The organism is Aurantivibrio plasticivorans (assembly GCF_055392955.1).
In genome coordinates this window covers 4,185,306-4,206,094 of record NZ_AP036020.1, presented here as the reverse complement: position 1 = coordinate 4,206,094, position 20,789 = coordinate 4,185,306, and the positions used below count along the sequence as shown (strand labels likewise).

Annotated in this window: 20 protein-coding genes; 13 read left to right on the top strand and 7 right to left on the bottom strand. The window is 48.4% G+C overall.

What is annotated here, in order from left to right; genetic code table 11:
- Positions 1 to 11: 11 nt before the first annotated feature.
- The 4 genes from ftsX (at position 12) to trmB (ending at position 3,212) form a co-directional block, all read left to right on the top strand.
- Positions 12 to 1,010, top strand: a complete 999-nt coding sequence (gene ftsX, locus ACZ5NB_RS18945) for a permease-like cell division protein FtsX (protein WP_460234311.1) — start codon at positions 12 to 14, stop codon at positions 1,008 to 1,010.
- A 152-nt stretch (positions 1,011 to 1,162) separates the two neighbouring features.
- Positions 1,163 to 2,017 (top strand): RNA polymerase sigma factor RpoH, encoded by an 855-nt coding sequence (gene rpoH / locus ACZ5NB_RS18940; protein WP_460234310.1) that lies wholly within the window; start codon positions 1,163 to 1,165, stop codon positions 2,015 to 2,017.
- 105 nt (positions 2,018 to 2,122) lie between these two features.
- Entirely contained in the window at positions 2,123 to 2,497 is a 375-nt protein-coding gene (locus ACZ5NB_RS18935; protein ID WP_460234309.1) for a DUF423 domain-containing protein, read from the top strand.
- A gap of 7 nt (positions 2,498 to 2,504) precedes the next feature.
- The gene (gene trmB / locus ACZ5NB_RS18930) at positions 2,505 to 3,212 is read left to right on the top strand and encodes a tRNA (guanosine(46)-N7)-methyltransferase TrmB (RefSeq protein WP_460234308.1); all 708 of its coding nucleotides are present in this window, start codon (positions 2,505 to 2,507) and stop codon (positions 3,210 to 3,212) included.
- Positions 3,213 to 3,248: 36 nt separating this feature from the next.
- On the opposite strand, the gene ACZ5NB_RS18925 is transcribed toward trmB, so the two are convergent.
- Complete coding sequence (locus ACZ5NB_RS18925; RefSeq protein WP_460234307.1) at positions 3,249 to 5,168, bottom strand: ATP-binding cassette domain-containing protein; 1,920 nt, start codon at positions 5,166 to 5,168, stop codon at positions 3,249 to 3,251.
- A gap of 135 nt (positions 5,169 to 5,303) precedes the next feature.
- Between ACZ5NB_RS18925 and ACZ5NB_RS18920 the strand changes: the two genes are divergently transcribed.
- Positions 5,304 to 5,807: a TIGR02444 family protein gene (locus ACZ5NB_RS18920; protein WP_460234306.1), complete on the top strand. Its 504-nt coding sequence runs from the start codon at positions 5,304 to 5,306 to the stop codon at positions 5,805 to 5,807.
- A gap of 59 nt (positions 5,808 to 5,866) precedes the next feature.
- Here ACZ5NB_RS18920 and ACZ5NB_RS18915 read toward each other — a convergent pair whose 3' ends face one another.
- Positions 5,867 to 6,751, bottom strand: a complete 885-nt coding sequence (locus ACZ5NB_RS18915; protein ID WP_460234305.1) for a hypothetical protein — start codon at positions 6,749 to 6,751, stop codon at positions 5,867 to 5,869.
- 461 nt (positions 6,752 to 7,212) lie between these two features.
- Between ACZ5NB_RS18915 and ACZ5NB_RS18910 the strand changes: the two genes are divergently transcribed.
- Positions 7,213 to 7,719 carry a DUF4124 domain-containing protein gene (locus ACZ5NB_RS18910; RefSeq protein WP_460234304.1) on the top strand — a complete coding sequence of 169 codons (507 nt, stop codon included), beginning with the start codon at positions 7,213 to 7,215 and terminating at the stop codon, positions 7,717 to 7,719.
- A gap of 112 nt (positions 7,720 to 7,831) precedes the next feature.
- Positions 7,832 to 8,596 (top strand): FKBP-type peptidyl-prolyl cis-trans isomerase, encoded by a 765-nt coding sequence (locus tag ACZ5NB_RS18905; protein ID WP_460234302.1) that lies wholly within the window; start codon positions 7,832 to 7,834, stop codon positions 8,594 to 8,596.
- A gap of 104 nt (positions 8,597 to 8,700) precedes the next feature.
- On the opposite strand, the gene ACZ5NB_RS18900 is transcribed toward ACZ5NB_RS18905, so the two are convergent.
- The 3 genes from ACZ5NB_RS18900 to ACZ5NB_RS18890 form a co-directional block, all read right to left on the bottom strand.
- Complete coding sequence (locus ACZ5NB_RS18900; protein WP_460234301.1) at positions 8,701 to 9,624, bottom strand: WD40 repeat domain-containing protein; 924 nt, start codon at positions 9,622 to 9,624, stop codon at positions 8,701 to 8,703.
- Between the two features lie 281 nt (positions 9,625 to 9,905).
- Positions 9,906 to 10,373 carry a sigma D regulator gene (rsd, locus tag ACZ5NB_RS18895; RefSeq protein WP_460234300.1) on the bottom strand — a complete coding sequence of 156 codons (468 nt, stop codon included), beginning with the start codon at positions 10,371 to 10,373 and terminating at the stop codon, positions 9,906 to 9,908.
- 222 nt (positions 10,374 to 10,595) lie between these two features.
- Positions 10,596 to 11,093: a disulfide bond formation protein B gene (locus ACZ5NB_RS18890; protein ID WP_460234298.1), complete on the bottom strand. Its 498-nt coding sequence runs from the start codon at positions 11,091 to 11,093 to the stop codon at positions 10,596 to 10,598.
- Between the two features lie 165 nt (positions 11,094 to 11,258).
- On the opposite strand from ACZ5NB_RS18890, the gene ACZ5NB_RS18885 reads away from it, so the two are divergent.
- Positions 11,259 to 11,678 carry a flagellar basal body-associated FliL family protein gene (locus tag ACZ5NB_RS18885; RefSeq protein ID WP_460234297.1) on the top strand — a complete coding sequence of 140 codons (420 nt, stop codon included), beginning with the start codon at positions 11,259 to 11,261 and terminating at the stop codon, positions 11,676 to 11,678.
- A gap of 4 nt (positions 11,679 to 11,682) precedes the next feature.
- On the opposite strand, the gene gshA is transcribed toward ACZ5NB_RS18885, so the two are convergent.
- Positions 11,683 to 13,299, bottom strand: coding sequence for a glutamate--cysteine ligase (gene gshA, locus ACZ5NB_RS18880; RefSeq protein ID WP_460234296.1), 1,617 nt, complete (start codon positions 13,297 to 13,299; stop codon positions 11,683 to 11,685).
- Positions 13,300 to 13,354: 55 nt separating this feature from the next.
- On the bottom strand, positions 13,355 to 13,753 hold the full coding sequence (locus ACZ5NB_RS18875; protein WP_460234295.1) for a hypothetical protein: 399 nt from the start codon (positions 13,751 to 13,753) through the stop codon (positions 13,355 to 13,357).
- 612 nt (positions 13,754 to 14,365) lie between these two features.
- On the opposite strand from ACZ5NB_RS18875, the gene gspC reads away from it, so the two are divergent.
- From gspC to gspG, 5 genes are all read left to right on the top strand, one after another.
- On the top strand, positions 14,366 to 15,382 hold the full coding sequence (gspC, locus tag ACZ5NB_RS18870; RefSeq protein ID WP_460234294.1) for a type II secretion system protein GspC: 1,017 nt from the start codon (positions 14,366 to 14,368) through the stop codon (positions 15,380 to 15,382).
- A gap of 53 nt (positions 15,383 to 15,435) precedes the next feature.
- Positions 15,436 to 17,478: a type II secretion system secretin GspD gene (gene gspD / locus ACZ5NB_RS18865; RefSeq protein ID WP_460234293.1), complete on the top strand. Its 2,043-nt coding sequence runs from the start codon at positions 15,436 to 15,438 to the stop codon at positions 17,476 to 17,478.
- 119 nt (positions 17,479 to 17,597) lie between these two features.
- Positions 17,598 to 18,998: a type II secretion system ATPase GspE gene (gene gspE / locus ACZ5NB_RS18860; RefSeq protein WP_460234411.1), complete on the top strand. Its 1,401-nt coding sequence runs from the start codon at positions 17,598 to 17,600 to the stop codon at positions 18,996 to 18,998.
- Positions 18,999 to 19,014: 16 nt separating this feature from the next.
- Positions 19,015 to 20,250, top strand: coding sequence for a type II secretion system inner membrane protein GspF (gene gspF / locus ACZ5NB_RS18855; protein ID WP_460234292.1), 1,236 nt, complete (start codon positions 19,015 to 19,017; stop codon positions 20,248 to 20,250).
- Positions 20,251 to 20,338: 88 nt separating this feature from the next.
- The gene (gene gspG, locus ACZ5NB_RS18850; protein ID WP_460234410.1) at positions 20,339 to 20,782 is read left to right on the top strand and encodes a type II secretion system major pseudopilin GspG; all 444 of its coding nucleotides are present in this window, start codon (positions 20,339 to 20,341) and stop codon (positions 20,780 to 20,782) included.
- Positions 20,783 to 20,789: the final 7 nt, after the last annotated feature.

Genomic DNA, 20,789 nt, shown 5'->3' with positions numbered 1-20,789 from the left:
CGGGTATTTAAATGAAACCGCAACTATCTAAATCTGGCCGCCCTGGAGAATCGCGCAGTGGTGCCAGCCAAAGCAAAACGCGCACTGGCGATAAATTTCAGGCGTACTGGGCGCATCATCGAATTGTCGCGATCGAAAGCTTGATGCGGTTGCTGCGAACACCGATGCAGAGCTTATTGACCTGGCTTGTCGTGGCCATTGCTATTGCATTGCCCGCTGTGTTTTACATTGCGCTAGAACAATTCCAAACGCTGGGCGAGCGTTGGCAAGCTAAGCCCCAACTATCGGTATTTATCCATTATCGTGCTCGGGAAGCGGCGATTGTCCAGCTGCAAGAGTCCTTACTCACCAAGGCGAGTGTTGCTTCGGTTATCTACGTTAGCCCAGAACAAGCACTGCGTGAATTTCGGGAGCAATCTGGCTTGGGCAATGTTCTGGAAACCTTAGAGGATAACCCGTTACCCGCGGTTTTATTGGTGGAGCCGGCATCTACGCATGCGTCTCCGGAGCAGTTAGACGCTTTACGTGAAGAATTGACTCAGGAGCGGTTGGTCGATGATGTCCAGCTGGATATGGAATGGGTTAGGAGGCTTCACCAAATTATGGCGATCGCGCAACGTGTGATAGCGGCCCTGGCGGGTTTGCTTGCGTTGGGTGTTTTGTTGGTCATTGGCAACACCATTCGTCTCGCTATTGAAAGTCGGCGTGATGAAATTACTATCGTCAAACTGGTGGGTGGCACTAACGCATTTGTCCGTCGCCCATTTTTATATACGGGTTTTTGGTATGGACTGGGTGGCGGGATTCTCGCCTGGCTGCTATTGGTTATTGGAGTCGCTTGGCTATCGGGGCCGGTAACAGAGCTTGCTGGCTTGTACGAGAGTGACTTTGAACTTGAGGGGCTTGGGTTTGTCGAAACGCTCGCTATATGGTTTGGAGCCGGAGTATTGGGCCTGTTTGGTGCCGCATTGGCAGTAAGTAGACATTTACATACGATTGAACCCACCTAGCATCAGGGTGTTCTCCTTGCCCTGTGGATAAGTGGTCTAAGTGGCTGAAATTTAGTAATTTATTGGCGAGTTTTAAGGAACAAATTGCGCGGTTAGCGCTCTAACAAAAGAGCTGCTAGAATTGCTGCACGATTAACGGAGGTTACATACCTATGGGCACAAGCCTGCAACCCATTGATGTTTTAACACCTGGGGCCAACCTCAACGCCTACATGTCGGTCGTTAACGGGTTCCCCGTTTTGACAGCTGAGGAAGAAAAATCTTTGGCTGAAGACCTGTATTACAACGATAACTTGGATGCTGCGCGCCAGCTGGTGCTCGCGCATCTGCGATTTGTTGTGCATATTGCAAAATCTTATTCGGGCTACGGCCTTGCACAGGGCGACCTGATTCAAGAAGGGAATGTTGGCTTGATGAAGGCGGTTAAGCGTTTTAACCCTGAGAAGGGTGTCCGCCTCGTTTCCTTTGCGGTTCACTGGATCAAAGCAGAGATTCACGAGTTTGTATTACGTAACTGGCGTATCGTGAAAGTGGCGACTACTAAAGCGCAACGCAAGTTATTCTTTAACTTACGCGGTGCCAAAGAGCGCTTAGCATGGTTGTCTAACGATGAAGCTGCGGCGATTGCGAGTGATTTAAACGTTGATGTGAAGCACGTGCATGAAATGGAAGGTCGGCTCGCCGCACATGACATGGCTTTTGACATGTCGGATGATGACGACGACGATACCGCGTTCCAAGCGCCGGTCAATTATCTGGAAGACCGCCGTTTTAACCCTGCAACGCAATTGGAAGATAGCGATTGGCAAGAAAGCAGCGTTAACGGTTTGGAAATGGCGTTGGAGAAGCTAGACGATCGTAGTCGCGATATTATTCAACGCCGCTGGTTGAACGAAGGTAAAGAAACGCTCCATGATTTAGCTGATGAGTATGGCGTATCAGCAGAGCGCATTCGTCAATTAGAAAAAAATGCGATGAAAAAAGTTCGAGGCTTTCTCGAAGCATAATTGTTAACGGTATTATGCAAAAAAACCGCGTTATCGAGCGCGGTTTTTTTGTGCCGATTTTCTGTGTTTCCCGTTTCAAAATTTCTCGTCTAAGAAGAGCAATCCATGATGAAACCGATTCTCGCTTTTGCTGCGTTTAGCGGCATGCTCAGCGTGGTACTTGGAGCCTTTGGTGCCCACACTCTTGAAGCTAAACTGTCACCGAGTTCGCTGGCAACCTATCAAACCGGTGTTGAATATCAGATGACGCATTCGCTTGCCCTGCTTGCTGTAGCGCTTCTGTTGCAGCACCTTGGTAGTCGACCATTGTTGACCGGAAGCGCTGTCGCATTTGCCTTGGGAATCGTAATGTTTAGCGGAAGCTTGTATTGGTTGGCGCTCGGTGGGCCGCGATGGCTGGGGCCGATTACACCGTTAGGTGGTTTAAGCTTTATTATTGGTTGGGGCTGCTTGTTTGTTGCTGCCCTACGCTGGAATTAATGGATTTATGACTGATTACTCTGAACTAAAACCTGAATTTAATAAAAAATCGATTCGCAGCTATGTGATTCGTCCTGGTCGCATGACCGAAGGCCAAAAAAGTGCATTTAACCGCTATTGGGACAGTTACGGACTAAGTCTTTTTAACGGTGCTATTAACCCTGAGACACTCTTCCCTCACGCAGGGCCCCTGGTTGTGGAAGTGGGTTTCGGAAATGGTGATTCGCTATTGGAAATGGCCTGCGCGGAAACTGACAAACACTTTATCGGTATTGAAGTGCATCCGCCGGGCGTTGGGCGTCTCATTAACTCTGCCGGTAAAGCAGAAGTTTCGAACTTAAAGGTTTATATGGCGGATGCTGTGGATGTCATGAATGATTGTATTCCGGACAATAGCATTGATCGTTTTCAATTATTTTTCCCTGATCCCTGGCACAAAAAAAAGCACCATAAGCGTCGCATCGTCCAAGCCGAATTCTGCAAGTTGGTATGGAAAAAACTCAAGCCAGGCGGTGTGTTTCACTTAGCCACTGACTGGGAAAACTATGCTGAGCACATGGTAGAAGTATTTGACACCTTGCCTGAGTTTTCTAATCTAGCCGGCGCGCAAGTCTATAGTCCGAGACCTGATTACCGCCCTATTACAAAATTTGAGCGTCGAGGAGAACGGCTTGGTCACGGCGTTTGGGATTTGTTATATCAAAAACCACAGTAATTTTTCGCTAGCCGCCCTTAGGCGGCCGTAGCGGTTTTATAAATCTGACTCAAGTTCTTCGAGTGTTTCTTGTGTCGCTAGCCAATCCGCTTCGGCTCCATCTAACTGACGGCGTGCTTCGGCTTGAGTATGTAGTAGTGTTTGCAGTTGGCCTTTGTTAGCGTCTTCATAGCATTCGGGGTTTGCGAGTTGCTCCTCGATATCGACCAAGGTTTTATTCAGCTGGTCCATTTGCCTCTCTAGCTGCTTAAGTTTATTGGTCAAAGGCTTGAGCTGTGCCCGGCGTTCCGCTGCTTGTTGGCGAGCTTGCTTTTTGTTGGCACTTGGCTCACTGCCTGCGGATTGTTTGGTGTTTTCCTTGGCTGACTCTTTCGATGAGTCCTGTTCTGATAGCCATTTTTCGTAAGTCGTTAAATCTTCCTTGTATTCACTAATATCGCCGTTAGCCACCAATACCAATTCGTCTACGGTATTGCGCAGTAGATGGCGGTCATGGCTGACCACAATGATGGCGCCTTCATAAGCTTGTAGAGCTATGGTCAGGGCGTGGCGCATTTCCATGTCAAGGTGGTTGGTGGGCTCATCTAAAATTAAAAGATTTGGCTTTTGCCATGCGATAAGTGCAAGGGTTAGTCGAGCTTTTTCTCCACCTGAAAAATGTTCAACAGTTTCAAAGGCTCTATCACCCACGAAATCAAAACCACCAAGAAAGTTTCGAATAGATTGTTCAGTTGCTTTAGGTGAGAGACGTTGAATGTGTAAAAAAGCGCTGGCATCCATATCTAAGCTATCGACTTGGTGCTGAGCAAAGTATCCGATATTGAGTTGATCGCCGACGATGCGTTTGCCTGACAGCAAAGGTAAGTCGTTAGCTAGTGTCCGTAAAAGCGTCGATTTTCCGGCGCCATTGGGTCCGAGAAGTCCAATCCTTGAGAAGTCATATAAGGAAAAATTAACGTTATTGACCTGATGTCCAGTTGGGTAGCCAATAATGGCATCTTCTAGCGAGATCAGCGTTTTAGGAATTTTTTCGGCGCACGGGATGGTGAAGTTAAAGGGTGAATCGATGTGGGCCGGTGCCACTTCGTCAATTCGGGACAGCTCCTTTAAGCGGCTTTGGGCCTGCTTGGCTTTTGATGCTTTTGCTTTGAATCGGTTAACAAACGCTTGGATTTCCTTTATGCGTTCTTGTTGTTTCTCAAAGAGTTGCTGTTGTTGAGCGAGCTTGGCAGCGCGTTGTTTCTCGAAATTACTATAATTGCCGCTATAGCGATTCAACTGTTGTTGTTCGATGTGCACAGTAACGTTGACAAGGTTGTCGAGAAAGTCGCGATCATGCGACACGATAAAGAGGGTGCCAGGGTAAAGTCGCAACCAATTTTCGAGCCACAGTGTCGCGCCCAAGTCCAAGTGGTTGGTCGGTTCATCGAGTAGCAATAGATCTGACGGACACATCAAGGCTTGAGCTAGAGACAGGCGGACCCTCCAGCCACCGGAGAACGATGTGACGGGTTTTTTCATCTCGTCGTTACTAAAGCCCAATCCGGCGAGCAAGGTTGCCGCTTTGGCATCAGCACGGTAGCCGTCTAGCCTCTCTAACTCTCCATAAAGCGATGCCAGGTGTTCTGCGTTAGTTTGTTCTTTGTTGTTATCGCAATCGGCAATTGCTTGCTGAATAGCACGTAGTTCCTTATCTCCATCCAAAACGAAATCGAGTGCAGACAGCTGCCCATTGTGGATCTCCTGTTGCATGTGCCCCAGGCGCCAGCCCTTTGGAATACTGCACTCGCCCTGATCGACTTGGATTTTCCCAAGCAATAACTGAAATAAACTAGATTTTCCGCAGCCGTTTGCGCCTACCAGGCCAACCTTTTCCCCAGGGTGTATAGTGAGTGAGGTGTCTGCGAGTAGCTGCTTAGAGCCTCTCAGTATGCTGATGTTGTGAAGTTGAATCATAAGATGGGTACAAGTTCGATAATGGCGCGGGATAGTCGCTAGTCTGGTGTTAAAATGCAAGTCGGTCGTGATTTGAATTTATCGCAGAGTTGTTATTGGCGGTGCCTGTGGTTAAACCGCTGTGGTTAAATCCCTATGGATAAATCTACTCTAGTACTTGAAAACCCCTTATGGGATTACGTCACCACTTTGTACGGCAATAAGCGGCTACAGGGTCTGTTGCTGGAGTGGCAGGACAACGTCGGTGTGAATATCAATGTTGTGCTATTCATGCTTTGGCTGGCGGAGCAAGGAAAGGTGATGGACGAAGGGCAGATTGATGTCATCGAATCTGCGATTGAGTCGTTGCATCACTCGTTTGTGCTGCCTTTGCGTGAGTTACGTCGTCGTGCTGCCGATCATTGTGACTCCACAACGAGCCCCTGGTTAATGTCTAAAAAGAAAATTCTCGATGCTGAAATTCAAGCCGAGCAGATGGTGATCGCAACGTTGTATGCATGGTCCATTGATTGTACTAGCGAAGCAATGGATCTCGACATCAATTCACTTAAGCAGCATAACCTCTCAACTTACTTGCAACCGTTCTCTTCATTGCCGTCATTCAGTGCCACCACTTTGCTTCAGTGTCTAGCGCGCTAATCGTTAGGTACAAAAAAGGCCAGGTTAACTGGCCTTTCGCGCACGAGTACTAGGCGTCATTAGTCAAACAACGAGCCGCCAGGTGTTGGGCTTTTATCATCATTCGAGTTTGATGTGTCGGTATTATCAGATGGCGTCGGCTCTGCAGCAGGGGTAGGTGCGGGCGCTGGGACAGGTGCAGCAACCGGCGGAGTTGGAATGGGTGCTGGAGCTGGCGTAGGCGTTGGCTCTGGCTTTGCGACAGCAGGTGTCGTCACGGGCTCTGGTTTTTTCTCAACAGGCTTTTCAGTAGGCGCTGGCTTAGGCGCTTCTGGTGCTGATTTTGCCGCAGGCTTGTTTACCGCTTTTGGTTTGGCTTTAGCCGTTTTCTTTACTGCAGGTTTGGTTGCTTTCGGTTTCGCTGCACTGGCTTTTACCGGCGCCTTTTTGGCGGTCGCTTTTTTTGCAGCTGCTTTTTTAACATTAGCCTTTTTGCTTGCCGGTTTAGCGGCTACCTTTTTCTTTTTAGGTGTTTTCTTCTTCGAGGCTTTTGCGGCTTCTTTTTCTGCTTTCGCGACAGCTTTTGCTATCGTCGAGGCGACCTTAGCGGCGCTTTTGATCGCAGTGAGTTGCGCTTTAGCGGCAGTCAACGCATCAGATGCACTGCTGGCAATCGCTGCTTGTTTATCAACAGCTGTTTGCGCCGCTGCAATTTTCTTTTTGGCGCTGGCCTTGGCGGCGGTTGTTTTTGCTTTGCTTGCGGCGGTGCGTGCTGCTTTTTGCTTGGTTTTTAGTGTAGCAAGCTTTTTCTTGGCTGCTTCACTCGCCTTTGTTGCTTTGGCAACCGCTTTCTCAGAATCGCTTAGTTGTTTGGCGCGAGCTTTGTCGAGTTGTTTCTCTAAAGTAGCAACTTGCTTTTCTAGCGCTGCGATGTTCTTCGCCGCAGTCGATTTTTTGGCAGCCATGGTTATACCCTTATTTGGTTTCGGTCGATTGTTGTGTGATGGTTTCAGCTTACAAGAAGGCGGTGAAGGTGATCACAGAAAGTAAGCCAAACTAAAAATAGAGTCGCCTTTTCAGCGGGCTTGTATAAATGTAAAACACTATGGAGTAGATGACAATCTTTCTGGAAAAAATGTGACGACTTGCAACCCGATTTTTTACCAGTGGGTACTTATAGCGATGCTCGGAATTTAATTGAGCGGGCTGCTTTAATTACATGCTTGTTACATGTGGAAAACAACATATCGCGAATGTGTGCCTAGTCGCATTTTGAGATACCTCAAACGCTCGCGATATAGAGTATCACTGCTATATATCTTGGCATTGCAACAATCAAACGTTACCCTGCGTGTAATATGTTATGTGCCTGGGCTTAATTCGGTATGCACCTATGGATATAGGCCGCTAAAGGAATGGTGAACTTATGAAACTCTATATTAAATTTTTAATCACGGTCTTGGTTATCGGTTTGGCCGCGCCTTTCTTTTTAACAGGTCCAGATGGTCGGCCGTTGATGTCTGTTCAAAAGCTTGGGCCTGACCTGGCGGCGCTGCCTTCTACAGTGAGTCGGTGGTGGAATGGATTCACCGGTGTGCTGGATGGAGGGCTAGATTCTGTTGAGGGAGTCATGGGGCAGGACGGAGGTTCGGCTGTCTATCGGTGGCAAGACAGCAATGGGCAATGGCAATACAGCGATCTGCCGCCTCCGAGTGCTGCAGATGTTGAAAAGGTGGTTGTTGCACAAGGGCAAAATGTAATGGATGCGATCGAAGTCCCGGAAAAACCTGCTCAAACGGGTGCGTCTGGGCCATCAGTTGGGGTACCATTGCCGCTCTCAATTTCTCCTGGCCAGGTAGAGCAACTAGTAGATGATGCCAAACAGGTGAATAAATTGATGGAAGAGCGGAATGAAGTGCTGAAAGAGCTCTAACACCGGTGGCTGAAAACTTTCTGCTAAATGAAGGTTCCAACACCCCCGACCTGTTCTTCTAAAGACAAATAATTAGAACTTACAATTCAATCAAAAACACACGGTGTGAAACATGATTAAAAAGACTATTGCATTGGTAGCGGTAGGAGCGGCGTTGTTGCCTCTAGCTGCCTGTGGACCAGAGAAGCAAGAAGCTGCTGAAGTGGAGTTGACGACGCTTGATCAGAAAGTCAGTTACATTTTGGGGACCAATATTGGGACTAGCTTTAAAGGTCAAGACATCAACCTTGACGTGGATGCACTAGCCTTAGCATTGCGCGATGTTTATAGCGAAAATCCATCGCGTTTGAGCGAAGAAGACATGCAAGCGGCTATGGAAACTTTCCAGAGCCAGCAGCAGGAAAAAATGGCAGCGATGCAAGCCGAACAGGCTGCTGAGCAAGCGGCAGCTGGCGATGCAAATGCCAAAGAGGGTGCTGAGTTCTTAGCGGCTAACAAAGAAAAAGAAGGTGTTGTTACTCTAGAGAGCGGTTTGCAGTACAAAGTGATTGAAGAAGGCACGGGTGCTAAACCAAGTGCTGCAGATACAGTGACAGTTCATTATCGCGGTACGTTGTTGGACGGCACTGAATTTGATTCATCGTATTCTCGTAACCAACCCGCTACTTTCCCGCTAAACCGCGTGATCCCTGGCTGGACTGAAGGTTTGCAGCAAATGGCTGAAGGTGGCAAATACGAGCTCTATATTCCTGGTGATCTTGCCTATGGCGCAGCAGGTGGTGGTGCGCAGATCGGCCCTAACGCGACGTTAATCTTTGAAATCGAATTGCTTGAAATTGCTAAGCAAGAAGAGGCAGCAGCTCCCGCCGCTGAATAACCTCTCGTAAGCGCAGTGGTCTGTCGGCCACTGCGTTCTTTCTATCCCCTTCCTTACTTTCTTATTTGCAATGCTTTCTGAATAGGCGGACCAGGGCTGTTCCTTTATTGGGTTTGGCTCAGTTGGTGAATGTAGCCATTAGAAGCCATTGCGAAGTATTGTTCTGGCGCTTGGCCAAATGAGACAGCAACCACCGCAGCGCCGGTAGGTTTCCAGGCATCACGCTTGGGCAATGACCAGCGGGAAAGCTCCTGCAAACTGGTAGTATCCCAAAGTTGCACCACGCGATCAGGTAGCCCGGTGAGTAAATAACGGCCGTCGTCAGAAAATTTAGCGGCAGTAAAACGCACTCCACGGCGTAGTTTTTCGCCCGCCAAGGGGATGTCACCCAGTTGCTCACCCGTTGTTGCGTTAGTGAGAATTGCTTTGTCGTATTTTGCAGCGCTCAATACGGTTGAGCCATTAGGGCTAATGGCAACCATTTGAACATAGTCGTCATGTTGGATGGTGTGCAAAGCCTTGTTGCCTTCTACATCCCAAATAATCGCCGTGTTGTCTTCGGACCCGGTCACCGCCAGTGTCGAGTCGTTGCTGAGGTCGACGCTTCTTACCCGTCCATTGTGACGAAAGGTGCGTCGCACGCCGCCGCGTTGTACATCAAAAATGACAGCTGTGTGGTCGCTGAGCCCGAGTAAGGCATATCTCCCGCCTTCACTTAGGGCAATCGATAATACTTCCCCGGGCGCATTCCAAAAGCGGTGCGCACTGCCGTCCTCGGTCTTCCATAGGACTAAGGTATGTTCATCTGCCGTCAACGCCCATTTTCCATCGGGGGAAAAGTCGGCAGTAAGCACTGAGGTAAATTCACCTTTATGGTGGTTCCAGTTATAGAGGCGCTCGCCATCCTGAGTACGCCACAGGCTCCCGCCATGATTAATCGAACCCACGATGCTGTATCCGCCGTCGTCGGAAAATGCGCCTCCATAGGTTCCCACTGCCGCTACTTCGACGCTGGCACTGGGAGACATGCCATCATCGCACCCGCTGAGCGAGGCAGTGCACAGAGCAAGGAACAAATAAGGCAAGTGGCTGGTATATCTAGGCTTCATGTCAGTACGCTTTCTATCAACGGTGTTTAAAGCGGTTGCCGATGGCTCTCGTGGTGCCCGAATTTAAAAAGGGTTTGCTTATAGCTTAGATGAGGGGTGTAAGGTGTGCTGGGAAAAGTGTGAAATGGTTCGTGATAAGCCGCAAACAGCTATAACTAAAACATAGTTGCCGCGGCTATTATTTTATTTGAAATGATATGCTATGCAACAAGGTCCTTGTGAGAGGTATGTAACACGTCAATCATTTGATCTTCGATCTCAAATCGGTTGGCAAGGTTCTCTCCAATGCGTGACAAGTCGCCAGTCAGAGATTCAAGGTCATCTGTTTCCTGGTACTTGTCGTTGAAGTCGAGAATGGCATCGGTGGTCTTATCGATTTTAGTGAATAATACGTCTGCCTGCTTGAGTGCATCGGTATCATTCAACTCCTGGCTTTCTTTAATTAGCTGCTCGTACACTTCAAAATGCCCGGCCGATACGTAATCCATCATGATCTGGCAAAGCCTGCGCAATTTGATGCCGGCTTCATCTTCATTGAGGTCGAAATCTAACCCTTCGGATAGGTCGCAAAATTGAACAAGCATATCTTGTCGCTCTTGAAGCCAGCGATCGATGATCTCGCTTACTCCGCCCCAACGTTCTTTTGCAGACTTACAGTTCTCCAACATGGTACTGACCTTTTACTTGCTGATTTATGATTTATGGGTTGTCTGACAGATTGCCACCAGCGTATTTTTTGCGCGCTATTGAGTGCTACGCGAAAGGTGCAATATGTAATAGCCAAGATAGGATATCTCTTGAATATCGGCAAGCAAAAAGCTGAAACAGGGAGCAATGGGCTGCGCCGCTAGACTAACGGCGCAGCCCAAACAGAATCGATTTGATAGGCGTTAAGCGGCTGTTTTTCGCAGCATTTGCCACAGGTTGGCAAAGCCTAGTCCCACAAAGGCAATCAATACCCAAGCAGGCATACTAAGTCCAAGAAATTCCCAGGTTACTTCGGCACAGTTGCCGTCGCCACGAAACAGTACCATCAACGCATCCCCCAGCGGGAAGGTATCCAGGATATATTCGAGGCTTGGTCCACAGGCTGGTACTTGGTCTTCAGGTAGGCTTTGAATCCAAAGGTGCCGTCCTGCAACAATACCGCCACCCACAGTGGCAATGACTCCCAGAGCGGCATAGAGCTTAACGCCCCAGGATTTTGGATTGTGAGCAAAAGCGATGAGAGCCAGCGCACCGACCAGTACCACGAAAAATCGCTGTGACATGCACAGTGGGCACGGGTGTAGGCCCAGTACTTTTTCGGAGTAAAACGCGTATGCCATGAGGCCTGCGCAAATAAGTGCGAGAGCGAGGTTGGTTAAGCGAATCGACGGTAATGCCACAATGAGATACACAGCCTGTATTGGTGTTGGGTTGAAGAGCTTTAAAGGACGGCAACATTATGAGAAAAGTTCCGCAAAAACAATAGCACGAGGGTTGGTCTGTCCCTTTGAGATGGTGGTCTATGCTTTAAAAGTGACATTTTCAATGCATAGGAAGCCAGACTCATGCTTAGCTGTTCCCGATTGATTTCGATTCTCGTGCTGTGCGCCACCATCAGCATCACCGCGTATGCTCAGGAGGATGGTGATGGTGGGGCTGCGGCACAGCCAATCTACATCCCTTTGGAGCCGGCTTTTGTCGTCAACTATGGCGGTGTTGGTCGACTAAAATATTTAAAGGCTGAACTGACTGTGCGTGTTGAGAGTGGTGATGCGGCAGCCGCCGTTCGCCATCACATGCCATTTATTCGCAACAACATTGTACTGCTGTTTAGTAAGCAGACGGATGAAGAGCTGGAGACCCAGGTTGGTAAAGAAGCTCTGCGCCAAGCGGCTCTAGAGGAGATTCGAAACATCTTGTTAACGGAAAGCGCTCAGGAAGGTGTGGTGGACCTCTACTTCGAAAACTTTATCGTCCAGCGATAAGTGTTCAGTCTTCCCAGTGTGTTAGCTTTGCCTGTTCTTGGCAGTAATTATATTGCTCATAGAATTTCTTACGGTATGTATCGAAGTCCTCGGTCTCAGATACTTCGAGGGCCGCTTGGTCCGCTATAGATTGCTCTGCAACGCGACGATAATGGTCGAGAGTCTCCCCTTCTAGTGGGCGACGCTTAAAGTAAGTTGCGTAACTCGCCGCCTTTTCCAGACTGAACTCAAAAAACGATTGTTGCTTATCTTTCAGGGCCTCAAGAATTTGTGCCGAAGGTGTCAGCGATGGATCATTGATCTTAGCGATTTGCTTTTGGGTGACGCCGCTGTGTAGATGGCTTCCTTCTGATTGATCCAATAATTTGGCGACCGGTTGCATATCTGTTAGAAGGCTCGTCGCCCATTCATTGAGTGAGCGTGGCTTGCCGTTATCCATGAGCTCCAGTTGCGGATCTCTACCGTTATACACGACGGCTTGTTGGTTGTTTGCAAGTTGTTGCGCTTCTGTCGTGTTAGATGGTGGACTGGGTTGAAGTAGGCAATAGAGTAAAAATGTGTCGATGAAGTGTAACTGCTCAGCCTCGATGCCCAAAGGGGTAAAGGGATTGAGGTCAATGCAGCGAACTTCAATATATTCTACGCCGCGCAGATACAAAGCGCTTAATGCAGTCTCGCCCGACTTGGCTGTCCGCTTGGGGCGGATACTGCTGTAAAACTCGTTTTCAATTTGTAACACACCATCATTCAACTGGTGATAATTGCCGTTGCTGTCTTTCAAGCCAATGCGTTGGTACTCATCATGTGGTTGTGTAATAGCGCCGCATAATGTTTTTAGGTAGTCAGGCAGATTGTTGTAATTCACCACCAGCGATTGCTGGGCTTTACTTTGATAGCCTAGATCTCCCATGCGCAGGGAGGTGGCAAACGGTCCGTGTAGTGACGAACCTGATCCCCCAAGTCTAACTAAGTTATGCTCGCGGCCTTGGACAAAGCTCGGGCACACGGCCGGAGCTGCTCCAAAAAGGTAAAGCAGCAGCCAAAAGTAGCGCCGGAAATTTCGAATGAGGTCGAAGTAGCGCTGGGTTTTAAAGTCTTGCAGCGTCCCTGTATGCTGCTCGAGCGTTTGCAGTGTTTGCCAGAAACTATCGGGAAATGAGAAGTTATAATGGACGCCCGCAATGGTTTGCATCAAGCGGCCATAGCGCTCCCCTAGCCCCAATCGGTATATCGTTTTCATTTGTGCGACATTAGAGCTGCCATACTGAGCAACGGGGATGTCGTCATCGCCTCGAAGAAAACAGGGCATGCTATTGGCCCACAGTAGTTCGTCGCCAATTTCAGATAGCGTATATCGATGGATCAAATCTAGTTGTTGCAGTGCGCCTTCAACGGACGAGTGTGGCTTGGTGATGAACTCCAGAAGCGACTCGCTAAAATCCGTTGTGATTTCGGGGTGCGTAAGTGCTGAACCCAGTCGTTGATTGTGGGAGGTGTGAGCGAGGCACCCTTCAGGGGTAACGCGCAGGCTTTCTTTCTCGATGCCTCTTAAAATGCCGCCAAGGGTATTGGCGGCAGTCGAGGCCTGTAACGCGGCCAGTCGGTCATTCAATGTTTTCAACTGCTTGTCCTCGTGACAATCGCGCCAAACCGGTGATCAATATAATCGAGCGCGTTTAGGCCTGGTTTACCGCCATGTCGCTACTAGGTTCGGCGCTGCCAGCGTCAGAACTACCCATAAACGTGGTGGTGTTGGTCTCTTCCGAGATCAGAGACTTATCCTCTGTTTCACCGGCGACCCCCTCTAAGGCGAGTTGCTCACTGCTATCTTCTTTCGGGAGGGGCGGTGGCATGATATCGGGGTCAATTTGTGGCAGGCCTTTGTCTGACACCTCGCAACTCACCATTTGAATGCGCTGGTTGTAGTCTTTGGAGCTGACCTCAAAGATTTGATTAACCGCTTCATCCTTGTGGGGAGTTTTATAGAGGCTGCCCAGGTCTCGGCCGTCTGTCCATTCGTTCTTCTTATTGAGGAAAAGTTTGTCTTGGTTCTGCAATATAAACACTTGCGTCATAGGTAAACTGTTCTTCTGGCTGGTGGAGCTTAAAGGTCTAGCGTGAAACCCGTTGTGGGGCCGGAGTTTACCGTTAATCGGGTTGATTCGGTAGTCTTGAACTCTAGGATAAATCCAGGTTCAAAAAGCCGGGTTCTTGCAATGACTTTGTAAGATGACTATGTAAGACTAGGCCGTTCACCTGTGCGCAATGCGCCGCCGTCATAGCAAGATGGGGGGTGAAAGCCGCCCTGCCCCGTGAATTTGCTCTTGCTTGACGCAATGATTGATTGCACTCGGGTTGACCAGGAGGGTCACGATACGTGACCTAGACCTCGAAGTCAGCGGGCTTTTGGAGTCTTGTGTCATAGCGTAAGGTTACATCAAGGCTATAGAATCCGAAGGTTCTCGGTACAACAAGTGTCGCTATCACAAGCTCATGTATGGCGGCACGGCATAATAAGACGAGATAATCTGAACAGAAGACCACAAAAATCGGTTTTTAATAGCGAAAACTGCTCGTCGGTCGGAAGTTTTCGAAGAGATTCCCTCGCTACAATACTCTAACGTGGAAGCACCATGAGATGGCGCCTCGGTGTTAGTTAATTTGAGATTAGGTTAGGAGAGTACGGCGTGGCGACTGGTAGTAATGTCGCTGATAGCGTGGCTGGCAACCTTCAACGGTTTGACCCCATCATCAGTAAAATTCGGCAGGTGCCTGCATCAGTATGGCGCAAGGCGGGTATCGCTGTGCTTAGCGTATGGCTGGTATACACCTTGTCGGAGTTATTTTGGGTGATTATGCCTACCCCGCCAGTGGCAGAGCCGACTCTTACCATTCCTTCAAATATCACCTTTTCCGACAATGTGAGTAATTCAGTTAGTGTTGATATCGAGAGTTTGAGGTCTTTAGCGCTCTTCGGTGAGTTGGTGGGCGGTGAAGAAGTCGTCAATGTTGGGCCGAGTGGTATTGAGCAAGAGGCTGTAGACACCAAGCTCAACCTTAAATTGGTCGGCACCGTAGCCAGCAGTGATGAAAACTTGGCAAAAGCCTTCATTCAGGATGGCTCCAAGCAAGAAACATTTGGACCCGGTGAGGACCTTACCCTTGGTCCGCGCGGAGTCAAGCTTGCCAAGGTTATGGTTGATCGAGTGATTCTAGATAACAACGGTCGTTATGAAACACTCTGGCTGTATCAAGGTAAAGATGACTTCCAGAGCGCTGGAAGGTCACAACGTTACGTCCCCCCCTCGCGTTCTGCGCCACGTGCAGCGAGAGCGACAAACGTAGATGATGACCCAGAAGAAATTGCCAATGCACGTGACTTCGCGAGCGCGGTATTGCCTACTAATGGCCAGTCGGTCCCGAGTGCCGCGCAGATAAAAACAGTTAACGAATTAATTAATGTCAATATGCACCGTGAAGACGGCCAGTTTATTGGTTTCAAAATTAATCCTAAGCGCAATCCAGAGCTGTTTGCAGAGCTGGGTTTGCAGCCAAATGATATTGTAACAGCGGTCAATAATATCGGTTTAGATAGCACAAGCCGTGCTATGGAAGTATATCGCTCGTTGAGCACATCATCTCAAGCGAGTTTAGAAATATTACGCGATGGTGTGACGGTTAACGTCGACGTCGATTTAGAGTAGTGAATTTTAAATTAAGACCAATTGGTGAAAGTTTTTTAAGTAGGCATAACAACATGGCTCTCATTGGGTATAAAAAGAAGTTAAATAAGCGCAAACCATTCGGCGGTTTGCGTACCATCGTTGCTGCTACGGCATTGTGTGGTGTCATGGGGGTGGCGTTTGCGCAAGATGCTGCTCGCACATTCACACCAAATTATAAAGACACCAATATTCTTGAAGTGATAAAGGCTGTTCAAGAAGCGACTGGAAAATTAATGGTAATCGACCCGCGCGTAAAAGGGCAGATTACGGTAATGAGTTCTCAGCCAATTAGTGAGGACGATTACTACAACTTGTTTTTAACGTCGTTAAACACGTTGGGTTTTACGGCAATCGAAAACGATAACATTGTTAGTATCATCCCAAATAAAGAAGCTCGCTCTGCTCCACTGCCCTTTATGCAGTCCAATCGCGATGATAAAGGAGCGCAATATGTCCAAGAGATTTTTAAATTAAATAACGTGTCGGCGGCGCAAGTCCTGCCTTCGATTCGACCACTCGTTTCTCAAGGTGGTCAATCCCACATGGCGGCATTTCCTGCGAGTAATGTCATTATCATGGTGGATACGGTAGATAACGTTGAACGCATTCGCGGCTTGTTAGATCAGATCGATCAGGCGGCAGTGCCTGAAACTGAAATGATTAAACTGGAGTATGCAGAGGCCGATGAAATGGTGCGCATGCTCGAGCAAATCGAACGCAATAATGACCCGGCCACTAAAGCCGCAGGTACCAAGTTGCAAGTCATAGCAGACAAACGCACTAATTCAGTAATTGTTACTGGTGAGCCAAGGCAGCGCGCTCGAGTGAAAGAGTTGATACTCCGTGTTGATCAGCCGCAACCTCAAAGTGGTAATGCGCGCGTTATTTATCTTGAATACGCGGATGCCGAACAGGTCGCCAAGGTGCTGACCAGTGTCGTGCAGAACATGGCAAAGTTGAGCCCAGAAGAAAAGCCAACTAACCAGCTGGCCGCTATCGAAGCTGATTCTGATACCAACTCGCTGATCATTACCGCAGACATTGAAACTGTAAATAATCTTGAATCAATCATTGATCGTCTTGATATTCAGCGAGCCCAAGTGCTGGTTGAAGCCATTATTGTTGAGCTGTCGGATAGTTTTGCAAAGAGTTTAGGTGTGCAATGGCTCTATCGTAACGATAACGGCGGCTTTGCTAGTAGCTTCAAGCCGGGCAACAGTGCGGAAACCTTGGCAGGCGTAGTTGACGGTGCGCTGGAGGAAGATCAAGAAGATGGTTTGACAAAACTAGCGGGTGCCTTGGCGGGCGTCGCTGGCCAATCTATTGGGTTAGGTCGCATCGGAGAAGACTATGATCTTTTGGCTTTGATTGATTTACTTCAAGGCTCAGGTGGAGCCAATATTCTCTCCACGCCGAACCTTCTTACTACCGATAACCATACGGCGAAAATTGTTGTCGGTGAAGCGGTACCGTTCGTTACCGGTAGCTTTACGTCTACGGGTGATTCTTCAAATCCACAAAACCCCTTCCAAACAATCAATCGTGAAAACGTTGGTACTATTTTAGAGGTTACCCCGCATGTCAACGAGGGTGACAAAGTCGCTTTAGATATCAACCAAGAAGTGTCTAGTATCGCGCAGCAAGCGGCGAGTGCGGGGCTTATCACCAACGAACGAAAAATTGAAACTCGCGTTATGGTCCGAGACGGCGAGACCGTTGTTCTTGGCGGTTTAATTCGCGATAACTTGATCCAAAGTGAAACTAAAATTCCTTTATTGGGTGATATACCCGGCTTGGGAGCATTGTTCCGATCGCGAAGCAGTACGACTGAAAAAACCAATTTGATGATCTTCATTAAGCCGACGATTATTCGTACAGATGAAGAGTTGCGCGGTGCAACGGGTGAAAAATATCGTCATATTCGCGATCAACAAACTAAACACAGTGGCTACAACTCACTGCTACTAAAAAACAAGAATGTTCCGATGTTGGATGAGTGGGATGAAGTTATTCGACAAGCAGATGAAATTCATGCCGCCAAGCAAGCAGCCGAAGAAACGGAGGCAGCGCAGTGAGTAATGCGGTTGAGCTAGATCCGGGCGAAGAGCTGCCGGTCTCTGCTAACGCTGATGCCAAAGAGTCGGTTACTGAACTGAGGCTGCCGTTCGGCTTTGCGTCCGACTATGGCGTATTGATGGAAGGTGGCCAGCTATTTCACAAACCTGGTTTGTCGCTACAGGTGTTGCTCGAAATTCGTCGTGTTATTGGAAAAGAATTTGAGTGCAAAGAAATTTCTAATGCAGACTTCCAAACTAAATTGACGGCCATCTATCAAAGTGGTGATGGTGCAGCTCAGCGCGCCGTAGACGACATGGGCTCAGAGTATGATCTATCGAGTCTCGCAGATGATATCCCTCAAGATACTGATCTACTTTCCGGTGAAGATGATGCGCCGGTAATTCGGCTCATTAACGCTATTTTGTCGCAGGCGGTACGCGATAAAGCCTCCGATATTCACTTGGAGCCATTTGAAGATCGTGTTGCCGTACGTTTTCGTGTTGATGGAGTGCTCACGGAAGTGTTGTCGCCTAAACCTGAGCTAGCGCCAGTACTTGTGTCGCGCCTCAAAGTTATGGCGAAGTTGGATATTGCTGAAAAACGGCTACCACAAGACGGACGTATCAGTGTCAAGTTGGCGGGACACGGTGTTGATATCCGTGTGTCAACGATTCCGTCTGCGCATGGCGAACGTGTTGTGCTACGTTTGTTGGACCAAGCTGCCGGGCAACTGGGTTTAGATCAATTGAATATGCCTGCAGCGGTTAATGATCGATTCAAGCGAGCATTGAAAAAACCTCACGGCATTATTTTGGTTACCGGTCCAACAGGTTCGGGTAAAACGACATCACTCTATGCGGGCTTAAGTTACATCAATGACCGCAGTCGTAATATCTTAACCATCGAAGATCCGGTGGAATACCTTTTGCCAGGTATTGGGCAAACACAAGTCAATGCCAAAGTGGATATGACATTCGCGCGTGGTTTGCGCGCGATCCTTCGTCAGGATCCTGACGTGGTGATGGTGGGTGAAATTCGTGATAGTGAAACCGCTTCTATTGCCGTGCAGGCGAGTTTAACGGGCCACTTGGTATTGTCGACATTGCACACTAATACGGCAATTGGTGCGATTACTCGATTGCAGGACATGGGGATCGAGCCTTTCTTACTCTCATCGAGTATTGAGCTCGTAATGGCGCAGCGTTTAGTACGTGTGTTGTGTGATGAATGTAAACAACCTTACTCGCCAACAGAATCTGAACAAGAGCGATTCCGTATTCCGGCTGATGCTCAGTTGTATCACCCTGAAGGTTGCCCTTCATGTAATCACACGGGTTACAAAGGCCGAACAGGTATTTATGAGTTAATTGAGATTGACGATACGTTGCGACAAATGATTCATGAGTCGGCAGGTGAGCAAGAGATGATACGGTACGCGCGTTCGGCCAGCGAATCCATTGAAAACGATGGGCGTAACCGAGTGATTAGTGGCCAAACCAGTATCGAAGAAGTGTTGCGTGTTACCGCAACCGCGTAAAGTGTGAAAAATTAACATGGGCGCATTTAGTTACAAAGCACTCGACACCGCCGGTAAAACCGTAAAAGGTATGGTGGAGGGCGACTCCGAACGTCAGGTTCGTAGCCAGCTGCGTTCGCAAAAATTAAAACCGCTCACGGTTAAAAGTGTTAGTGGTTCAGTTAAAGAAAACGCAGCAAACTCTACGGCAAAAGTGTCGTTGTTTCAGCGCAGCGCACGTCTTTCTAGCAAAGATCTATCGCTCATTACTCGCCAGCTTGCTTCGCTAGTGCAATCGGGTTTGCCGTTAGATGAAACGTTGCAGGTTGCGGCCAAACAAGCCCGCAAAGAATCGATCAAGGCGTTGCTGCTTCAAGTTCGCTCAAAAGTGTTGGAAGGTCGAAGCCTGGCCCAGGCTTTAGGTGAGCATCCGCGTGCATTTGACCATATGTATCGCGCGATGGTACGCGCGGGCGAGTCTGCGGGTTTTCTTGGTAAGGTGCTGGAGCGTTTGGCGGAGTATACGGAGAATAGTCAGCACACAAAGCAAAAATTACAAATGGCGATGATTTATCCATTTGTATTGCTCGGTGTCAGCTTTGCCGTGGTAACGGCGTTAATGATTTTCGTTGTGCCAAAGCTAGTAGGAATGTTTGAGCACTCCAATAAAAGTTTGCCGGCAATTACAGAGATCCTAATTGCTCTTAGTAACTTTGTCGGCTCCTATTGGGGAGCGTTAACTCTAGCCGCTATTGTCGGTGCGCTTATTCTGTTTAGGCAGTGGCTTCAAAACGAAAAAAACCGCTTGAGGTGGCATCGAGTTTTACTCAAGGTGCCCATTATTAATGACGTTCTTGTTCAGTCGGATAGCTCACGTTTTTCAGCGACATTGTCGATTTTGTTGGGTAGTGGAGTGCCGTTGTTGGAAGCGCTACGCATCGCTGGGCAAGTACTCAATAATCGCGTCCTACGGACCAGCAGTGAAGAAGTTGCTGTTGCGGTGCAGGAAGGCTCTAGCCTGCATCGGGCATTAGACCGCGCGAAAATATTTCCGCCGTTGTTGGTGCAAATGGTCGCGTCAGGTGAAGCAAACGGAACCTTATCAGAACAGCTGTCTCACGCAGCAAAAAACCAAGAGCGCGAATTGGAAATGATGTTAGGCACTACTATGGGCTTATTAGAGCCGCTAACGGTAGTGTTCATGGGTGGTATGGTGATGTTGATTATGCTCGCGATATTGCTGCCCATATTTCAAATTAATACGCTGGTGTAGCGAAAACGCATTGACTTCGGCAAATGCGACATAGAACAACGAGTAGGAGTAGATTATGAAGCGTAACCGTCCCTCAAAACAAAGAGCCATGAAATCACAGCAAGGCTTCAACTTGATTGAGATTCTAGTGGTATTGGTGATCATGGGATTGCTAATCAGTATTGTGGCACCGAACCTATTGGGTGAGGCAGACAAAGCGCGGGTTCAAAAAGTATTTGCTGATTTCCGATCAGTTGAAACGGCGTTAAAACTTTACAAGCTCGATAACTACAATTTTCCTAGCACCGAACAGGGTTTGGATGCGCTAGTAGAAAAAACAACATTGGATCCCGTGCCTCGTAAGTGGAAAGAAGATGGTTACTTAGAAGAGGTGCCAAAGGATCCTTGGGGTAACGAGTACGCTTATCTTAGTCCAGGAGAAAATGGCAAGTTTGATATTTATACCTTGGGTGCTGACGGTTTGCCGGGTGGTGAAGGTCCTAACGCAGATATCGGGAATTGGCAAGACGCTGATGACTTGGAGGCTGAGTAATCGACGA